The organism is Ruegeria profundi, from assembly GCF_001507545.1.
In the GTDB taxonomy this organism is placed as follows: domain Bacteria; phylum Pseudomonadota; class Alphaproteobacteria; order Rhodobacterales; family Rhodobacteraceae; genus Ruegeria; species Ruegeria profundi.
Window position 1 is genome coordinate 122566 of sequence record NZ_LQBP01000006.1, and the last position, 17290, is coordinate 139855.

Annotated in this window: 20 protein-coding genes; 6 read left to right on the forward strand and 14 right to left on the reverse strand. The window is 57.7% G+C overall.

The genetic code is table 11. From position 1 onward, the window contains the following. Positions 1-10: 10 nt before the first annotated feature. Positions 11-505, reverse strand: coding sequence for a GNAT family N-acetyltransferase (locus AVO44_RS12775; protein WP_068337564.1), 495 nt, complete (start codon positions 503-505; stop codon positions 11-13). Between the two features lie 72 nt (positions 506-577). Here AVO44_RS12775 and AVO44_RS12780 point away from each other — a divergent pair, with 72 nt between their 5' ends. After that, positions 578-1183, forward strand: coding sequence for a flavin reductase family protein (locus AVO44_RS12780; RefSeq protein ID WP_068337565.1), 606 nt, complete (start codon positions 578-580; stop codon positions 1181-1183). Beyond that, the gene (locus tag AVO44_RS12785) at positions 1183-1824 is read left to right on the forward strand and encodes a CatB-related O-acetyltransferase (protein WP_068337570.1); all 642 of its coding nucleotides are present in this window, start codon (positions 1183-1185) and stop codon (positions 1822-1824) included. The genes AVO44_RS12780 and AVO44_RS12785 overlap by 1 nt, the downstream gene beginning before the upstream one ends. A gap of 28 nt (positions 1825-1852) precedes the next feature. Here the strand turns inward: AVO44_RS12785 and AVO44_RS12790 are convergent, their stop codons facing one another. Then, positions 1853-3487, reverse strand: a complete 1635-nt coding sequence (locus tag AVO44_RS12790; RefSeq protein ID WP_068337572.1) for a SulP family inorganic anion transporter — start codon at positions 3485-3487, stop codon at positions 1853-1855. Between the two features lie 205 nt (positions 3488-3692). Here AVO44_RS12790 and AVO44_RS12795 point away from each other — a divergent pair, with 205 nt between their 5' ends. Further along, positions 3693-4565, forward strand: a complete 873-nt coding sequence (locus tag AVO44_RS12795) for an S-methyl-5'-thioadenosine phosphorylase (protein ID WP_068337574.1) — start codon at positions 3693-3695, stop codon at positions 4563-4565. Between the two features lie 267 nt (positions 4566-4832). Then, positions 4833-5462, forward strand: a complete 630-nt coding sequence (locus AVO44_RS12800; protein ID WP_068337576.1) for a LysE family translocator — start codon at positions 4833-4835, stop codon at positions 5460-5462. A 4-nt stretch (positions 5463-5466) separates the two neighbouring features. Here AVO44_RS12800 and AVO44_RS21315 read toward each other — a convergent pair whose 3' ends face one another. Next, positions 5467-5640 carry a hypothetical protein gene (locus AVO44_RS21315; RefSeq protein WP_169794856.1) on the reverse strand — a complete coding sequence of 58 codons (174 nt, stop codon included), beginning with the start codon at positions 5638-5640 and terminating at the stop codon, positions 5467-5469. Between the two features lie 322 nt (positions 5641-5962). On the opposite strand from AVO44_RS21315, the gene AVO44_RS12810 reads away from it, so the two are divergent. Both AVO44_RS12810 and AVO44_RS12815 read left to right on the forward strand, forming a co-directional pair. Next, complete coding sequence (locus AVO44_RS12810) at positions 5963-6502, forward strand: adenine phosphoribosyltransferase (RefSeq protein WP_068337579.1); 540 nt, start codon at positions 5963-5965, stop codon at positions 6500-6502. 170 nt (positions 6503-6672) lie between these two features. Next, the gene (locus tag AVO44_RS12815) at positions 6673-7152 is read left to right on the forward strand and encodes a fasciclin domain-containing protein (protein ID WP_068337581.1); all 480 of its coding nucleotides are present in this window, start codon (positions 6673-6675) and stop codon (positions 7150-7152) included. 36 nt (positions 7153-7188) lie between these two features. On the opposite strand, the gene AVO44_RS12820 is transcribed toward AVO44_RS12815, so the two are convergent. The 11 genes from AVO44_RS12820 to coxB form a co-directional block, all read right to left on the reverse strand. Continuing rightward, on the reverse strand, positions 7189-8604 hold the full coding sequence (locus AVO44_RS12820; RefSeq protein WP_068337583.1) for an FAD-binding oxidoreductase: 1416 nt from the start codon (positions 8602-8604) through the stop codon (positions 7189-7191). 38 nt (positions 8605-8642) lie between these two features. After that, a complete protein-coding gene (locus AVO44_RS12825; protein ID WP_068337585.1) occupies positions 8643-9461 on the reverse strand; it encodes an MBL fold metallo-hydrolase in 819 nt (272 codons plus the stop codon). A 107-nt stretch (positions 9462-9568) separates the two neighbouring features. Further along, positions 9569-10153, reverse strand: coding sequence for a GNAT family N-acetyltransferase (locus tag AVO44_RS12830; RefSeq protein ID WP_068337587.1), 585 nt, complete (start codon positions 10151-10153; stop codon positions 9569-9571). Then, a complete protein-coding gene (locus AVO44_RS12835; RefSeq protein ID WP_068337588.1) occupies positions 10153-11415 on the reverse strand; it encodes a M16 family metallopeptidase in 1263 nt (420 codons plus the stop codon). Before AVO44_RS12835 ends, AVO44_RS12830 begins: the two co-directional genes overlap by 1 nt. After that, the gene (thrC, locus tag AVO44_RS12840) at positions 11412-12800 is read right to left on the reverse strand and encodes a threonine synthase (protein ID WP_068337590.1); all 1389 of its coding nucleotides are present in this window, start codon (positions 12798-12800) and stop codon (positions 11412-11414) included. The genes AVO44_RS12835 and thrC overlap by 4 nt, the downstream gene beginning before the upstream one ends. Continuing rightward, complete coding sequence (locus tag AVO44_RS12845; protein ID WP_068337591.1) at positions 12797-13474, reverse strand: SURF1 family protein; 678 nt, start codon at positions 13472-13474, stop codon at positions 12797-12799. Before AVO44_RS12845 ends, thrC begins: the two co-directional genes overlap by 4 nt. Before the next feature lie 166 nt (positions 13475-13640). After that, complete coding sequence (locus AVO44_RS12850; protein WP_068337593.1) at positions 13641-14456, reverse strand: cytochrome c oxidase subunit 3; 816 nt, start codon at positions 14454-14456, stop codon at positions 13641-13643. Positions 14457-14478: 22 nt separating this feature from the next. Beyond that, on the reverse strand, positions 14479-15054 hold the full coding sequence (locus AVO44_RS12855) for a cytochrome c oxidase assembly protein (RefSeq protein ID WP_068337596.1): 576 nt from the start codon (positions 15052-15054) through the stop codon (positions 14479-14481). Continuing rightward, positions 15054-15215 carry a hypothetical protein gene (locus AVO44_RS21320; protein WP_169794857.1) on the reverse strand — a complete coding sequence of 54 codons (162 nt, stop codon included), beginning with the start codon at positions 15213-15215 and terminating at the stop codon, positions 15054-15056. The genes AVO44_RS12855 and AVO44_RS21320 overlap by 1 nt, the downstream gene beginning before the upstream one ends. Beyond that, positions 15212-16168, reverse strand: a complete 957-nt coding sequence (gene cyoE / locus AVO44_RS12860; protein WP_068337598.1) for a heme o synthase — start codon at positions 16166-16168, stop codon at positions 15212-15214. The genes AVO44_RS21320 and cyoE overlap by 4 nt, the downstream gene beginning before the upstream one ends. A 76-nt stretch (positions 16169-16244) precedes the next feature. Further along, a complete protein-coding gene (gene coxB / locus AVO44_RS12865; RefSeq protein ID WP_068337880.1) occupies positions 16245-17156 on the reverse strand; it encodes a cytochrome c oxidase subunit II in 912 nt (303 codons plus the stop codon). Between the last annotated feature and the right edge of the window lie 134 nt (positions 17157-17290).

Genomic DNA, 17290 nt, shown 5'->3' on the forward strand with positions numbered 1-17290 from the left:
TTTCAATAGTTCAACGGCTCCAACGGGTCACTGGGCCATGCACACCCTCCCAAACGCCGGGGGTCAGTTCCAATCCCAAAACGCGATCCGGATTTGTGGGCGGTGGCATCTCAACCCCGCTGAGGCGTGAGAACCCGAACCGCTTGTAATAAGGCGCGTCACCAACTAGCAGAACGCGGGTCCAACCCAGCGCGCGCCCAGCCCGTAGGCCTTCGTGGATCAGGTATCCGCCCAGCCCTTCGCCCTGATGAGTGGGGTGTACGGCAACCGGCCCCAACAGCAGCGCATCGTGATCCCCGATATGAACCGGCCAGAACCGGATCGCGCCGGCCAGAATGCCCTGCCCATCCCGCGCCACCAGGGACAAGCCGTCGACGGGTGGCACGTCATCGCGCAGGCGGTACGACGACAGCGCTTCGCGCCCGGGCGCGAAACACAGGTCATAGAGCGCCTCGACCTCCCACCAATCGTCCGGCTCTTCCGGACGTATCCCCAACTGCTGCACCCCGACCTCTTTTACTTGCTGGCCTTCGCCCTAACACTTCGGTAGGCCTTGGGCAAACGCTTGGAGATGTGAATGTTCTACCGCCCCGAAGACGGCCACGGCCTGCCGCACAACCCGTTCAACGCCATCGTCACCCCGCGCCCGATCGGCTGGATATCGACGCGCAGCCCGGACGGGGTCAACAATCTGGCCCCGTACTCGTTTTTCAACGCGGTCGCCTACACACCCCCGCAGGTGATGTTCGCGTCGACCGGGGCCAAGCAGGATCAGGATGGCGGAAAAGACAGCGTCGCCAACATCGAAGCAACCGGCGTATTCTGCGTGAACGTGGTTGCCCATGCACACCGCGATGCGATGAATGCAACCTCGGCGGTGCTGCCCAAACATAGCGATGAATTCGAACATGCGGGCCTGACGCCGATCGAATGCGAAACGATTCCCTGTGCCCGCGTCCAAGGTGCCCCGGCGGCGCTTGAATGCAAACTGACCAAGATCGTCAACCTTCCCGGCGAAGCCAACCGAGTCGTGTTCGGTGAAGTCACAGGCGTGCATTTGCACGACGATCACCTGCGCGACGGAAAGTTCGACGTCACAACTTTTAATCCGCTGGCTCGGATGGGATACCGGGATTACTCGGTTGTCACGGACGTGTTCAGCCTTGCGCGCCCGGACGACTGATGCCTCTGCCAGACCCATGCCGCAGATATCCGATCACGCTTCCCGATGGGTCTGACCATGAGGGCACTGTATTTCTGTCACAAGCTATCGACCATCCGCGGTTTCAAGCCGGTGCGTTCACCTATGCCTCGGACTTTGATGCACCCCGGGACTGGGCCTCGCGATTGGCACCATATTTGTTCCCGTTTTCGCGGGAAAAACTTGTGCTGGGCAAGTTCTGCCAAATCGCGCACGGGGTACGATTTATCACGACATCGGCCAATCACGCGATGGACGGGCTGACATGTTTTCCGTTTCCGGTGTTTGACCCTGAGAACATGACAGGATTTCAGCCAGATACGCGCGACACGATTGTCGGAAACGACGTTTGGATCGGATATGGTGCATTGATCCTGCCGGGCGCAAGGATCGGGAATGGCGCAATAATCGGTGCAGGCGCCGTTGTTCGGGGCGACATTCCGCCATACGCTATGGTGACAGGCAATCCTGCAGAGGTTCGCCGCCTGCGCTTTGATGCCGACACCATACAAAGGTTGGAGGCCCTGCGCTGGTGGGATTGGCCCGCAGACGTGATTGCACAAGCAGAGAGCGCGCTGCTGTCCGCCCGTATCGACGAGTTAGAAAGGCTTGCCCCCAAATAAAAAGCGGCCGAATTGGCCGCTTTTTCGGTTAGTGCCCGCCCAGGATTCCGGTGCGAACAGAATAGTCCACGGCCAATTCATAGTCCGGGTCATCGTCACTATCGACCATCAGATGCCCTGCCTTATTCAGCAGTTTATGGCAATCCCGGCTGAGGTGCCGCAACATGACGCGCTTGCCGGCCTCTTCGTATTTGGCAGCGACATTTTCGATGGCTTGCAAAGCGGACTGGTCCACGACCCGGCTTTCTGCAAAGTCCACGATCACGTTTTCGGGGTCATTGGGCACGTCGAACAGCTCAACAAACCCGTCGGATGAGCCAAAAAAGAGCGGCCCCTGAATTTCGTAGACCTTTGCTCCCTTCTCGGTCTGGGAACTGCGCGTAATCGCGTGAATGCGCTTGGCATTGTTCCACGCATAAGCAAGCGCCGACACGATCACGCCAACGACCACGGCAACTGCGAGGTCTTCCATGACCGTCACCACGGTGACCAGCACAATGACGAACGCATCCATCAACGGCACCTTGCGCATGATTTTGAACGAGTTCCACGCAAAGGTGCCGATCACAACCATGAACATTACCCCAACCAAGGCGGCCAGCGGTATCTGCTCAATCAGTGGCGACGCAAATAGGATAAAAATCAGCAGGAACAGCGCCGCTGCGATCCCGGCGATACGGGTGCGGCCACCGGATTTGACGTTGATCATCGACTGACCGATCATGGCACATCCGCCCATGCCGCCGAAGAAACCGGTGGCAACATTGGCAACGCCCTGCGCTATACATTCCTGCGACGCTCCACCACGCTTTCCGGTGATTTCACCCACAAGGTTCAGGGTCAGCAGAGATTCAATCAGGCCAATCGCGGCCAGGATGACGGCGTAGGGCAGAATGATCTCGAAAGTTTCCCAGTTCAGCGGCACCATCGGAATGTGGAACGGCGGCAGCCCCCCCTCGATCGAGGCCAGATCGCCCACGCGCGGCACATCCAGACCAAAGCCGATCACCAGCGCAGCAACAACAAGAATCCCGGCCAAAGGGGCGGGAATGATACGGGTGAAGCGCGGCATGATCCAGATGACAGCCATGGTCAACGCCACCAGCCCCAGCATAGTGTAAAGCTGCATTCCGGACAGCCATTCGCCGCCCCCGACACCATGCCCGGTGTTTTCCATTGTTCCGGGGACTTTGAACTGGCCCATCTGCGCCAGAAAGATCACGATGGCCAACCCATTGACAAAGCCCAGCATCACCGGATGCGGTACCAGTCGGATAAAGCGCCCCCAGTGCATCGCCCCTGCGATCAACTGAAGGATACCCATTAGCACAACGGTTGCGAACAGGTATTCAACCCCGTGCTCTGCCACCAGCGCCACCATCACCACGGCCAAAGCTCCGGTCGCACCCGAAATCATACCTGGGCGGCCCCCGATCAGGGCGGTGATCAACCCGACCATGAAGGCCGCGTAAAGACCAACAAGCGGGTGCACCCCGGCAACAAAGGCGAAGGCCACCGCTTCGGGCACCAGAGCCAGCGCAACGGTCAGGCCCGACAGCAGCTCAATCCGCAGCCGCGACACGGTCAGCCCTTCGTCCGGCACCCAACGAAAGTCGGGTTTGGCAATACGGTTGGCAAAACTGGCCAGCATGGCTCGGGGCATAGATCGGTCCTGTCGGTCTGTTGGGTGCGCGCGAAAGGGGTCTTTTAACGGCCAAGACAGGCCTGCGATACCGCGTTTGGCGGGACCCTGCTATGCGTCAAATGCATACCGGGCGGACAATCAACACAAACCTTTGAACCCACTTGCCAAATCCCCTGCCGCCCCGCAGACAGGTCCAACAAGATTTTTCAAGCGGAGCATAACCATGACGCAGACCAAGATCGCAATCATCGGTGGATCAGGCATTTATGACATCGACGGGTTAGAGAATGCGGACTGGGTCACAGTGGAAACGCCTTGGGGTGATCCTTCGGATCAGATCCTGACTGGTACGCTGGACGGTGTGGAAATGGTGTTCCTGCCGCGCCATGGCCGTGGCCACGTGCATTCGCCGACCGAAATCCCCTATCGCGCCAATATCGACGCATTGAAACGCCTGGGGGCAACGGATGTGATTTCCGTGTCCGCCTGTGGATCGTTCCGCGAACAGATGGCGCCGGGCGATTTCGTGATCGTCGATCAGTTCATTGACCGGACATTTGCGCGCGAGAAAAGCTTTTTCGGCACCGGTTGCGTCGCGCATGTCAGCGTTGCACATCCGACCTGCCCGCGCCTGTCCGATGCGTGTGAAACAGCGGGCAAGGCCGCGGGGATCACAATCCATCGCGGTGGCACGTACCTGGCGATGGAAGGGCCGCAATTCTCATCGCTGGCGGAATCCAAAATGTACCGGGAACAATGGGGGTGCGACGTTATCGGTATGACCAACATGCCCGAAGCGAAACTGGCCCGCGAGGCCGAGCTTTGCTTTGCCTCAATCGCAATGGTCACAGACTATGACAGTTGGCACCCGGACCATGGCGAGGTTGACGTGACCTCGATCATTGCAACCCTGACCGGCAACGCCGAAAAAGGCCGGGCGCTGGTCAAAGGTCTGCCCAAGCTTTTGGGGCAAGACCGCGCGCCCTGCCCCCATGGTTGCGACCGGGCACTTGAATACGCGATCCTCACAGCACCCGAAAAACGCGATCCTGCGTTGCTGGCCAAGCTTGACGCCGTCGCCGGGCGGGTTCTTTGACGCGGTTATTGATCCAGAAATCCCTGCACGTCTCCATGTGTGCAACTGAACCGTGCTAACTGACTTTTCCGCCGCACCACGTAGTAATGCGGCGGAACTGTCTGATCGAGTGGGATGTGAAACAACGCCCTGAGACGTGCAATATCTGGGCAACGGCCAAAGCCGCGCTCTGGAGTTCCCGCATCTGAACAGCCCAGTCCGTAAGAATTGCTTGACCTGCGCGCACAGCCGGGGCTTGGTAAGCGCCTGAGCTATACAGGAAATCATATGTCCCTTGACCTCTGGCTGGCCTTTATGGCCGCATCCACCGCCTTGTTGCTGATACCGGGACCGACCGTTCTGCTGGTGCTCAGTTATGCCTTGTCCAAGGGGCGCAGTGTTGCGGTGGCGTCGGCTACGGGGGTCGCGCTGGGGGATCTTGTGGCCATGACCGCCTCGTTGCTGGGATTGGGAGCATTGGTTCTGGCATCGGCCACCCTGTTTTCGGTGCTGAAATGGGTGGGCGCGGCCTATTTGGTATGGCTTGGCGTCAAACTGCTGCGCAGCGCACCCTCAAGCGGTTTACAGACACTAGAGACAGGGCAGGATGTGACCGCACAAAGTGTATTTGGACATGCTGCAGCCGTGACTGCGCTGAACCCCAAATCCATCGCGTTCTTCATCGCATTCGTACCGCAATTTCTGCGCCCTGCAGAACCTCTGGGTCCGCAATTCGCCATCCTGATCGCGTCTTTTGTTGCTCTGGCATGGTTGAATGCGCTGGCTTACGCTTTGCTCGCTGACAGGCTGCGCAAAATGATCGGGCGCCCCGGCGTCATTTCCGCCCTCACCCGGTTCGGAGGGCTGACCTTGATTGGAATGGGTATAGCCACCGCAGTTTTGCGACGCCCGGCGTAAGGTCTTATTCCTCGGCGTTTTCCTTCATGAAGCTGCGGATAAACCGCCGGATTTCCCGCGCGGCCGACGTGTCCAGCTCTTTGCACAGTTCAACAAACGCGTCGCGCTCATCCTTGTCCAGACGCAAGACCAACTGACTGTTTTTCTTGGTAGACCCCTTGCCGTCTTTCTTTCCCACGTGCCTTTTCCCCGCCGAACACTTGAATCAAATGCCGATGCAATGTATATACACAGCATAGAAGTTGTAGATATCGAGCAACTAACAACAAAAATAGGATTATGGCAATGAACCTTCATGCTGCTCAGGCATTTCTTTTGCGAGATCAACGCAATTGGCGTAAACCGCATCTTTCGTGGCTTCCCGCCGCGCTGTATCGCTATCACGGATTGCCAAAGGCTTCTCCGCAACGCCGCAAGTAAAGCGGCACGAAACTCTGCTTGCATGACCGACCCCGATAGGCCAAACACGCCCGCGTGTTTTGACGTCAAAGGGGTTGGCCATGTCCAGAAGCAAGTCGGTCAAGGATTACATCCGTACCATCGTCGATTTCCCGCACGAAGGGATCATGTTCCGGGATGTCACAACCCTGTTCGCCGACCCGCGCGGATTTCGCATGGCGATTGACCAGATGCTACACCCCTACGCTGGTGAGCAGATAGACAAAGTTGTCGGCCTTGAGGCGCGCGGCTTCATTCTGGGCGGGGCCATTGCGCACCAGTTGAGCGTCGGCTTCGTTCCAATCCGCAAAAAGGGCAAGCTGCCGGGAACCACGATCAGTCAAGACTATAAGCTGGAATATGGCGAGGCCATTGTTGAAATCCACGATGACGCCATTCAGCCAGGCGAGAAGATCCTTGTTGTCGACGATTTATTGGCGACAGGGGGCACCGCGGCAGCCGGTATCAAGCTGATCGAAAGACTGGGTGGTGAGATCGTATCCTGCGCGTTCATCATAGACCTGCCAGAGCTGGGGGGGCGCAAAGTGCTGGAAGCAATGGGTATGGACGTGCATATCCTGTGTGAATTCGAAGGGCTTTGACGGCCAAATATTCACAAAAACGTGATTGGAAACTCAAAGCCGCGCAGGCTTAGCGCGGCTCAAGGTTTCGTCAATATCCAAATATCCGAATATTCAGTGATCTTGTTTCAACATCGGAACGTAGAAGGTTCGATGCCACTTATGGCATTCCAAAAAGGGAACCTGTTATCATGTTTCGCAAACTCGCAATTGCCGGCGTGGCCGGCGCACTGATCGCAACTACCGCATTCGCAGGTGGTAAGAAAGACATCGTTGATACCGCTGTTGGCGCGGGCAGCTTTGAAACCCTGGTCGCCGCTGTTCAAGCTGCCGAGCTGGTTGACACGCTGAAAGGCGAAGGCCCGTTCACCGTTTTCGCTCCGACCGACGAAGCCTTTGCAGCGCTGCCTGAAGGCACAGTCGAATCGCTGTTGATGCCCGAAAACAAAGACCAGCTGATCGCTGTTCTGACCTACCACGTCGTGCCGGGCAAAGTCATGTCCACCGACCTGTCCGATGACATGACCGCCGCTACCGTCCAGGGTGGCAATGTCACGATTGATCTGGATAACGGTGTGATGGTCAACGATGCGTCGGTCGTACAGGCCGATATCGAGACCTCGAACGGCGTGATCCACGTGATCGACAAGGTAATCTTGCCAGAGTCGTAAAATCTTTGGCGCGGCTCGTGCTTTGCCGGGCCGCGCTTAAGACCTCAAAACCGCGCCCGGATTCATTATCCCCAACGGATCCAGCGCGGTTTTGATGGCGCGCATCGCGGACATTCTTGCCGGATCGCCATATCTCTCAAGGTCGTCAGCTTTCAAACGGCCGACACCATGCTCTGCGCTGACTGACCCCCCAAACGCATTAACCAGATCGTGCACGCTGCGCTTGACCACCTGTCTTTGGCTATCGAATTCTGACCGTTCATGGCCCTTGGGCGGGAAAACATTGTAGTGCAGATTGCCATCGCCAACATGCCCAAAACAATTGACCCGGAACGGGCCCAACGCGGCCACCATCTCATTCGCACGTTCGATGAACTTAGGTATCAACGAAATCGGCACTGAGATATCATGGCTGGAGACTGATCCGATCAATCGGTTTGCCTCAGGGATGCGTTCACGAATGGCCCACAGATCAGCACGTTGAGCCTCACTCTGCGCAATGACCGCATCGCCAACAAGTTCTGCTTTCTCTGCCGCAACATAGAGTTTTTCCAACGCGTCCATGGGCGCCTGCCCCGCAAACAACCCCAGTTCGATCAATACGCACCACTCGGGCTGCGTGGCGAAAGGTTGGCGTACATCCGGCAGCGCCTCGGTCAGGAATTGCAATCCCTGCCTGTGGATCAATTCAAACGTGCTGACAGCATCGCCAAGTTGTTCATGCGCCAACGCAAGCAGCGCGATTGCCGCTTCGGGTGAGCGGACCTGTATCATCGCTGTCCCCACATTTTCGGGCCGTGGAAACAGCTTGAGAGAGGCCGCCGTGATGATGCCAAGCGTGCCTTCTGCGCCGATCAAAAGGTTGCGCAGGTCATAGCCGGTGTTGTCCTTGCGCAATCGGCTCAGCCCATGCCAAATCTCGCCACTCGGCAGCACTGCTTCCAACCCCAGGCAAAGATCGCGTGCGTTACCATAGCGCAGCACATTCACCCCGCCGGCATTGGTCGCCAGGTTCCCGCCAATCCGGCATGAGCCTTGCGCAGCCAGCGCCAGAGGGAACAATCGGTTGACCTGTTCTGCTGCGGCCTGCACATCGGCCAGAATAGCACCGGCTTCGACGATCAGTATGTTCTCAGACGGGTAGACTGCGCGGATCGCTGTCATACGCTCCAGCGATATAACCACAGGTGCAGGGCCTTCTGACATGACCTGCCCGCCAACAAGGCCAGTTCCACCACCATAAGGCACCACCGCAACCTGCTTGCGTGACGCCAATCGGACCAGCGCGGCCACTTCGTCGACCGTTCGCGGCAAAGCCAAAACGGCCGCTTGACCGGAAAAACGGCGGCGCGGCTCTTCCAGATAACGTTCAGTCACGGGGCGTAGAATGTCGTCGCCCAACTCGGCTCGGATCAGCCGGGCAAAGCTCTCATCAGCGGGATTCAGTGTCATGACCTTTCCTTGCCCAAGTCGGATCGCCCCGGCAAGCCCTATTCCAGGTCAATCAGATAGCCCGGCTCTAGAACAACTACCGTAGGCCGGTCCGGAAGCGTGCGCAGAGAGACGATGATCTCTGAGCCTCCGCTGCGTTCGACGGGGAAGTCATTTCGGATATCAACCAGAAACCGGTCGAGCGAAAACTGCGAGAACCAATGCATCGGGATGATGACAGAGCTTTTCAGCCGCTTGAGCACCGAGATCATGTCTGGCAGGGGCATGGTTGTCCCCCCGTCCACCGCCGCCATTACAACGTCCAAGCGGCCAAGGGCTGCGAATTGTTCATCGGTCGGAACATGGTGCAGATGCCCCAAATGACCAATGCACATTCCCTCAATCTCGAACACAAAGATCGAATTTCCGCGCTCTTCCACCCCGCCATAGGGCGACCGGATATCGGTTGAGACATTGCGAACCAGCATTTCACCCAAATCAAGGTGATGCTCGATCCCCTGACCGAACTCACCCCAGCCCGGCAAAACATGTGGAATGGCCGGATCGGGATTGGCGGTCCAATGGGTGCTGTGGGCATGGTTCATCGTGACCACATCCGGGATCATGTCAGCGCTGCCGATAAAGCCGGTAAAATCGGTGACCGCGTTCAGCCCACCCTGCGTCTGGATCAGAAACGAGGCATGGGCAATGTAGCTGATCCGGACTGAGAAATCCGGGATCGGATCGGTCCACGCGGCCTTGTGGATATACTCTATGCCGGGCGCGGCATCGGCGATGGCGATACAATGGCTTGGCCGCCGCTCCTGTGCTGCGGCACCGCCCGAAATCACCAAAAGTACCGCTAGAAACCAACGCATGACAGGAGTGTAGCGCAGAACATCACTAAGTCATGTGTATTGTTCAGACGAAAGCGCACCTTGCGCCCAAAAGAGTTCAGCATCGCGGAAAGATCCGCTATACCGGCTTACCCTGCGTCCGTCTTGCCGCGCCGGTCTGACCGCAGGCACGCGTATAGAACATGTGTCCGCCACCGGCCATTGATCTGTAAATATGACTGCGCAACGCCTTCGTATTTAAAGCTCGACCGTTCCAGCAAGCCCCGAGACGGTTTGTTTTCGGGCAGGCAGGCGGCCTCGATCCGGCTCAGGTCCAGACGAGTGAACGCGTGATGCACCACCGCGCCAATGGCCTCGCGCATAAAGCCATTGCGGGCGTAGGCCTCGCCGGTCCAATAGCCCAGTGTTCCGGCCTGCGCCGGACCACGGCGGATATTATCCAGGGTAATGGCCCCCACCAGCACGTCATCCTCGCGGCGGAACAAAAACAAAGGTATCGCAGTGCCACTGGCCACCGACCTTTGCGCCCAGTAAACACGGTTGGTAAAGGACTTACGGCTAAGATGGTCCTTGGCCCAGACCGGCTCCCACGGGGTCAGAAACTCTTTCGAGGCGCGTCGCAGGGCCGCCCACTCATTGAAATCGGAATGGACCGGCGGACGCAAGCTTAGGCGTGCGGTTTCGATTTTCAGCTTGCGTCTGCCCAGAAGCATCACGCCGCGCGCCTCTCCTGCAGTTTTTCCAGGGTAGGCGCGCCCGAGACCGGACCGTACAGGGCCAACGCTGCCGGAGCCTGAACGGCCATTGCCTGCGCAAAGTTGCGCACGTCTTCGGTGCTGACGGCGTCGATCTTGGCGACAGTGTCCTCAAGTGTCGGCACCCGCCCCCAGATCTGCACCAGCCGCGCCAGACGTTCGGCCCGGTTGGATGGGCTTTCAAGCCCCATCAACATCCCTGCCTTCATCTGCGCGCGGGCGCGCGCAACCTCCTCGGCGCTCATGTCATCGGCTGCGCGCTTCATTTCATCTATGGTGATAGTGGCCAGTTCTTCGACCTGCTCGGCCGACGTGCCCGCATAGATGGTCGTCGTGCCAGTATCGGCATAAGCACCGGTTTGTGCAAAGATCGTATAGCACAGCCCGCGCGTTTCACGCACCTCTTGGAATAGACGCGAGGACATCCCGCCACCAAGAGCCGTGGAATAAATCTGCGCGGTATAAATCGCGTCATCCCGATAGCCCGGGCTTTCGAAGGCAAGTGCGAAATGGGCTTGTTCCAGCTCTTTCTCTTGCCGGGCTTCACCGCCGGTAAACCGGGCTGCTTCGGGGATCAGGCCCTTACGCGGCTGCAGATGGCCAAACATCTCTTCGGCCAGTTTCATGAGGTCATCGTGATCCACGGCGCCAGCCGCCGACAGGATCATCTGCTCGGGCCCATAATGTTCGGCCACGAAAGCTGAAAGGTCCTCGCGCGAGAACGCACTGACCCGTTCAGATGGGCCAAGGATCGTGCGGCCCAAGGGCTGATCGTGATAGCTCTGCTCTTGCAACCAGTCAAAGATCACATCGTCTGGCGTATCATAGGCCTGACCGATTTCTTGCAGGATCACGCCGCGCTCAACCTCGATCTCGCGCGGGTCAAAGATCGGGTTCAGAACGATGTCCCCAATGACATCCATGGCCAGCGCAACATCGTCCTTCAATACCCGCGCGTAATAGGCCGTAACCTCACGCGACGTGTAGGCATTGACATACCCGCCTACATCCTCGATCGCCTCGGCAATTTGCAGCGAGGTCCGGCGCGCTGTGCCCTTGAAGGCCATGTGCTCCAGGAAATGCGCGATGCCGTTCTGTTCGATCCGCTCATGCCGCCCACCGGCGGTCACCCATATGCCGATGGCCGCTGATTGCAGCCCCGGCATGTGTTCACTGACGATACGAAACCCGTTTTTTAGTTGGTCTTGTCTGACAGTCACTCGGCGATATGCCCTTTGATATGATCCTCAATGGTGCCCAGATCATTGGCGATGCGGGTCACCCGTTCCGGACGTTCATACAGATCAGACATGCGAGAGGGAAGAGGCGGATGCACACCGCTCGCCTTCTCGACCGCGGCGGGGAACTTGGCGGGATGCGCTGTGGCCAGCGTTATCATGGGTGTATCGGTAGCACGCTGATCTTCGGCCACCTTGATCCCAACAGCCGTATGCGGGCACACAAGCTCGACGCTATGGGCCAACGTATGCTTGATCGTCTCCAGCGTTTCATCCTCGGAAACTCGCCCCGAGTCGAAATTCTCGCGCAGGGCTTCCATCGCACCCTGGCTGACAGTGAAACCGCCAGTTTTCAGTTCATCCATCAACTGCGCCACGGCGCGGCCATCCTCGCCATAGGCATAGTAAAGCGCGCGCTCAAAGTTCGAGCTGACTTGAATATCCATCGACGGGCTTATTGACGGGATGGTGTTGCCCTTGAAATACCCCTGCCCCGACAAGCAGCGATGCAGAATGTCATTCTGGTTGGTGGCCACGACAAGACGGTCTATGGGCAGGCCCATACGCTTGGCAATGTAGCCTGCAAAGATGTCACCAAAGTTTCCGGTCGGCACGGTAAAGCTGACCTTGCGGTGCGGTGCACCAAGGGCAACGGCGGACGAGAAGTAATAGACCACCTGCGCCAGCACGCGAGCGAAATTGATCGAGTTCACGCCCGCCAGTTTCACACCATCGCGGAAGTCGAAATCGTTGAACATATCCTTCACGGCGGCTTGGCAATCGTCGAAATCACCATCCACGGCCAACGCGTGCACGTTGCTGTCCGCTGGCGTCGTCATCTGACGGCGCTGCACTTCAGAGACACGGCCATGCGGGAACAGGATGAACACATCCACCGCGTCGAGTCCCCGGAATGCCTCGATCGCTGCCGACCCGGTATCGCCGCTGGTTGCGCCCACGATCGTGACGCGCTCGCCGCGCCGCTTGAGGGCTACCTGAAACAGTTGGCCGATCAGTTGCATCGCAAAGTCTTTGAAGGCCAGCGTGGGGCCGTGGAACAGTTCGAGCAAGAAGTGGTTTTCGTTCAACTGCTTCAAGGGCGCGCGGGCATCGTGACCAAAGCCTTCATAAGCGCGCGCAATGATCGCCTTGAACTCATCTTCGCCGAAAGACCCGCTGACATAGGGCCACATGACGCGAAAAGCGACCTCTTCATACGGCAGACCTGCCATAGCGGCGATGTCATTCTGGCTCATCACCGGGATTTCGGCTGGAAGATACAGGCCACCGTCTCGGGCAAGCCCGGTCAGCATCGCCTCTTCAAATGTCAGTTCTGGCGCTTGGCCACGGGTCGAGATGTATTTCATTGCGCTTCACTCTTTGAAGGGGCGCGGCTGCGCCAAAGGAAGTAAACGGTCATCGCGGCCCAGACCAGAGCAAGGCCAAACCAGGTCACTGCATATTGCAGATGGTCATTCGGTATACCTGCGGTATCAACAGGCAGCGGGGTTATACTAGGATCGGTCCGAGACCGCGCGATCAGCAGCACCGGCTCTGCGCCTAACGCGTTGGCCAATGCGGGAACATCGCGGGCGAACCAGATGTTGTCGTCAAGATCGGCCTCAGGTGTGTAGCTGTCAATCTCGTTGGGCCAGTGCAGGTTACCAACCACATCCATCTCACCGAGTTCACGTTTTGCAGCTTTCGCAGTTGTCGGTATGAAGCCGCGATCGATCAGAATGGTGCGATTATCCGTCAGGAAAGGTGCGATAATGCGATATCCGGGCCCGACCTGCTTGACCGAGACCAGCACATGCACCTCATCCGGCAGCATCTGCCCCGAAACAGCGACGGGCAGATAGCGGTCGTTTCCAGCATCCGGCGCAACGGGTAAAGACACCGGATCACCTGCGATGCGCGCGTCGATATCTTTCAGCAGCCCCTCTTTCCACGCCAACCGCTGCACTTGCCACACACCCAGCGACAGCAAAATTGCCAGACCGGCAATTCCAAAGATCAATAGGAAAAGGATACGACGCATGATAGGGCTCGGGCTTGGTTGCAGGTGGGCACTAGAACCGGCGCCTTGTTAAGGTCAGCGAAGGCGCAATTGCAACCTTGCAATTGTATGGGGCGCAATCTTGCACCCCGTATAGCGAAAAAGCCGCCCCCTGGGCGGCTTTTACAATTTGATAGCCTGACCGGCGTTACATCAGCGGAGCCTGACCCCAGATGTACACAGCAAAGAACAGGAACAGCCAGACAACGTCGACAAAGTGCCAGTACCATGCCGCAGCTTCGAAACCGACGTGTTTTTCAGGAGTAAAATCCCCGCGCAGCGCACGTATCAGACAGACGGTCAGGAAGATCGTCCCGATGATGACGTGGGCGCCATGGAACCCCGTCGCCATGAAGAAGTTCGAATAGAACTGATCGCCACCAAACACCCAACCTTCGTGCGCCAGCAGCTCGTAATATTCGTACGCTTGCAGGAAGGTAAACAGCAGGCCCAGTACGATACCGATAGCCAAACCATTCACCAACGCCTTGCGGTCATTGTCATGTATCAACGCGTGGTGCGCCCAGGTGATTGCACAGCCCGACAGCAGAAGGACGAGCGTGTTGATCAGTGGCAGGTGGAACGGGTCAACGGCATGGATATCCGGCTGGATGTATTCTGTACCTGCATAGTCGTACATCGGGTACATGCGATGCTTGAAGAATGACCAGAACCAGGCAAAGAAGAACATCACCTCGGACATCACGAACAGGATGAACCCGTAGCGCAGACCGATACGCACAACCGGTGTGTGATCCCCTGCGCGGCTTTCTGCCACCACATCTGACCACCATGCAAACATGCAGTAGAGCACAGCAACAAACCCGCCCCAGAACAGGAACGAGGTATTTCCGTGCATCCACAGGACGGCACCGAACAGCATCGCGAAGGCTGCGACCGCGCTCAACAGGGGCCAGACCGACGGGGCCAGAATGTGGTAATCATGGTTTTTTGCGTGTGCCATCAGCGTCCCTCACCTACAGGCGTTAGTTCGTGTTTTTCTCTGCCTGCGTTTCGAGGGCAGCGTAGCCCTCGGGCAGGTCAATTTCATAGAATGTATACGACAGAGTAATCGTATGCACATACTTGGCTTCCAAATCTTCGACCATTTCCGGATCAACGAAGAAAGTTACCGGCATTTGCACCCGCTCACCGGGTTGCAACACCTGCTCTTCAAAGCAGAAGCAGGCGATTTTCTGAAAATAGCCACCCGCTGAATACGGCGCGACGTTGTATGACGCCTGCCCCGCGATCGGGCGGTCGGTCGGGTTGTACGCCTCATAAAAGGCCAGCCCGGTTTCCCCAATGCGGACTTCCATTTCGCGCTCGACCGGTTTGAACTCCCACGCCATGCCTTTGGCTTTCGAGGCATCAAAGCGCACTGTAACCTTGCGGTCCAGGATATCCTCGGGCGCGGCTGCTGCCACCCCGGTGGTGCCTCCAAACCCGGTAACACGGCAGAACCAATCGTAAAACGGCACCGCTGCCCAGGCCAAGCCGCCCATCAGAACAACCACGCCGACTGTCTGCGCCACTGTTTTTTGCGGGCCGGACAATGCCATTAGTTCTGTACCTCCTGCGTTGGAAGCCCCAGGCTTGTGCCCGAGACCTTTACGATGGTTAGGCCAAAAATGATCACGATGAAGGCCGCCAGCGTCAGGCCGACCCCCAGATTGCGGCTGAACCGGCGCTGGTGGAGTTCATGACTCTTGCGCAAACTCATGACCAACCTCCCAAACCAAAAGGTTTTATCAGCGCCTCTAGCAGAATCGCACCAAAGTGCAGGAACAGATACAGCAGCGACAGCTTGAAGAATGCGCGTTCGGCCTTGAAGTTATCGGCTTCCGAGTCATCCTCGGTCCGGCGCGCGATCTGCCATGCGCCGCGCAAGAACAGGGCATTCATCACAATCGCAACGGTCAGATAAATTGGCCCACCGATGCCCGAGAACGCCGTCCCAACCGCCAACAAAGCAAGCAGGCCGGTGTAAACCAGAATATGCCAGCGCGTTGCGCGGCGACCATGCGTCACTGTCAGCATCGGAACGCCGGCATCGTCGTAATCAGACCGCATGAACAGGGCCAGTGCCCAGAAATGCGGCGGAGTCCACATGAAGGTCAGCGCGAACATCAGCCATGGCTCGAGCGTCATTGAACCCGTAGCTGCAACCCAACCGATCACAGGAGGGAAAGCGCCTGCCGCTCCGCCGATCACAATATTTTGCGGCGTCAAACGCTTGAGCCACATCGTGTATACGACAACGTAGAAAAAGATCGTAAACGCAAGAAAGGCGCCCGCGAGCCAATTTGTCGCCAGCCCAAGCATGATCACCGAAAGGCCCGACAATGTCAGGCCAATCGCCAATGCCTCGCCCGCGTCAACCTTGCCCGACGGGATTGAACGGCGTCTGGTGCGCTTCATAATCCTGTCGATATCCGCGTCCCACCACATGTTCAGTGCACCGGAGGCGCCGCCACCAATGGCAATGAACAGGATCGCGCAAAACCCAACGAAAGGATGCACAGGCACCGGGGCTGCCAACAGGCCGACCAAAGCCGTGAAAACGACCAGTGACATGACCCGAGGCTTTAGCAGGGCGAAGTAATCGCCAAAGCTTGCCTCGTCCGCGCAGGGCTGCGCGGAAACGGTGCTGGCATTGATGCTTGCGTCGGTCATCTCGGGTCCTTTTGGGGCGAAGGCCGCACGGTTTCCGCGCAACCTGCGTCATGTTTGAAACGGGCTTTAGCCCGTATCAGTTCGCAGCAACCTGGTAGGATTGCGGCAGTCCTGCATATTCGTCGATCGCACCTTGCAACCACTGTTCATAAGCGTCTTCGCTGACCACTTTTACCGTGATCGGCATGTACGCATGGTCTTTGCCGCACAATTCGGAGCACTGGCCGAAATAGATGCCCTCTTTATCGGCTTCGAACCACAACTCAGCCAGACGACCCGGGACACCGTCCTGTTTCACGCCGAAGGACGGGATCGTCCATGAATGGATCACGTCCGAGGCCGTGACCTGCATAACGATGACCTTGCCGACCGGGACAACGACAGCTGTGTCGGTGGCCAGCAACCATTCATCATCACTGTAACCGGCATCGGAAAGCTTTGCGCGCATCGCGTCATCCAGAACAAAAGGCGTGACGTCAGCATCCGCCGGGCGAGCGGACTCGTCCAACGTCGCCGGATGCCCCAACAGGTAGCTGTCGAACGCAAAATCGTGGTCAACATATTCGTAGGTCCAGTACCATTGGTTGCCGACCACCTTGATGACCACGTCGCCTTCGGGAATTTCTTGCTGCTTGAACAGAACCGGCAACGAGAAGGCGCCAATAAAAACGAGAACAAGGATCGGGCCCAACGTCCATGCGATTTCAACCGGTGTGTAGTGCGAGAATCGCGCCGGTGTCGGATTTACCCGCTGATTATAGCGCACAATGCAGTAAACCAGCAGAGCGGCAACCAACAAACAGATTGCTGTGATGATCACCAGAATCATGCCGTCCAGCCGCTGAATACCCTCTGCCAGGCTTGTGGCGGCGGGTTGGAAACCCAGCCCGCCATCGACCGGCTTGCCAATAATCTCAAGCTCCTGCGCCATGGAAGGCAGGCCGGAGAGGGCTGTCAGCAGCCCTGAAAGCATCAAAGCATTCTTCATGTTCTGTCCTGATCGTTTGATCTTTGCTTCTTTTGCGAGAAGGTGTGAATCAGTCGCACCTCTCCCGTTGTCTTTGGCCGCGTTAAAAACCATATTCTGGCGGGTAGATAAAGCAAAATGCTTGCGTCAAACAG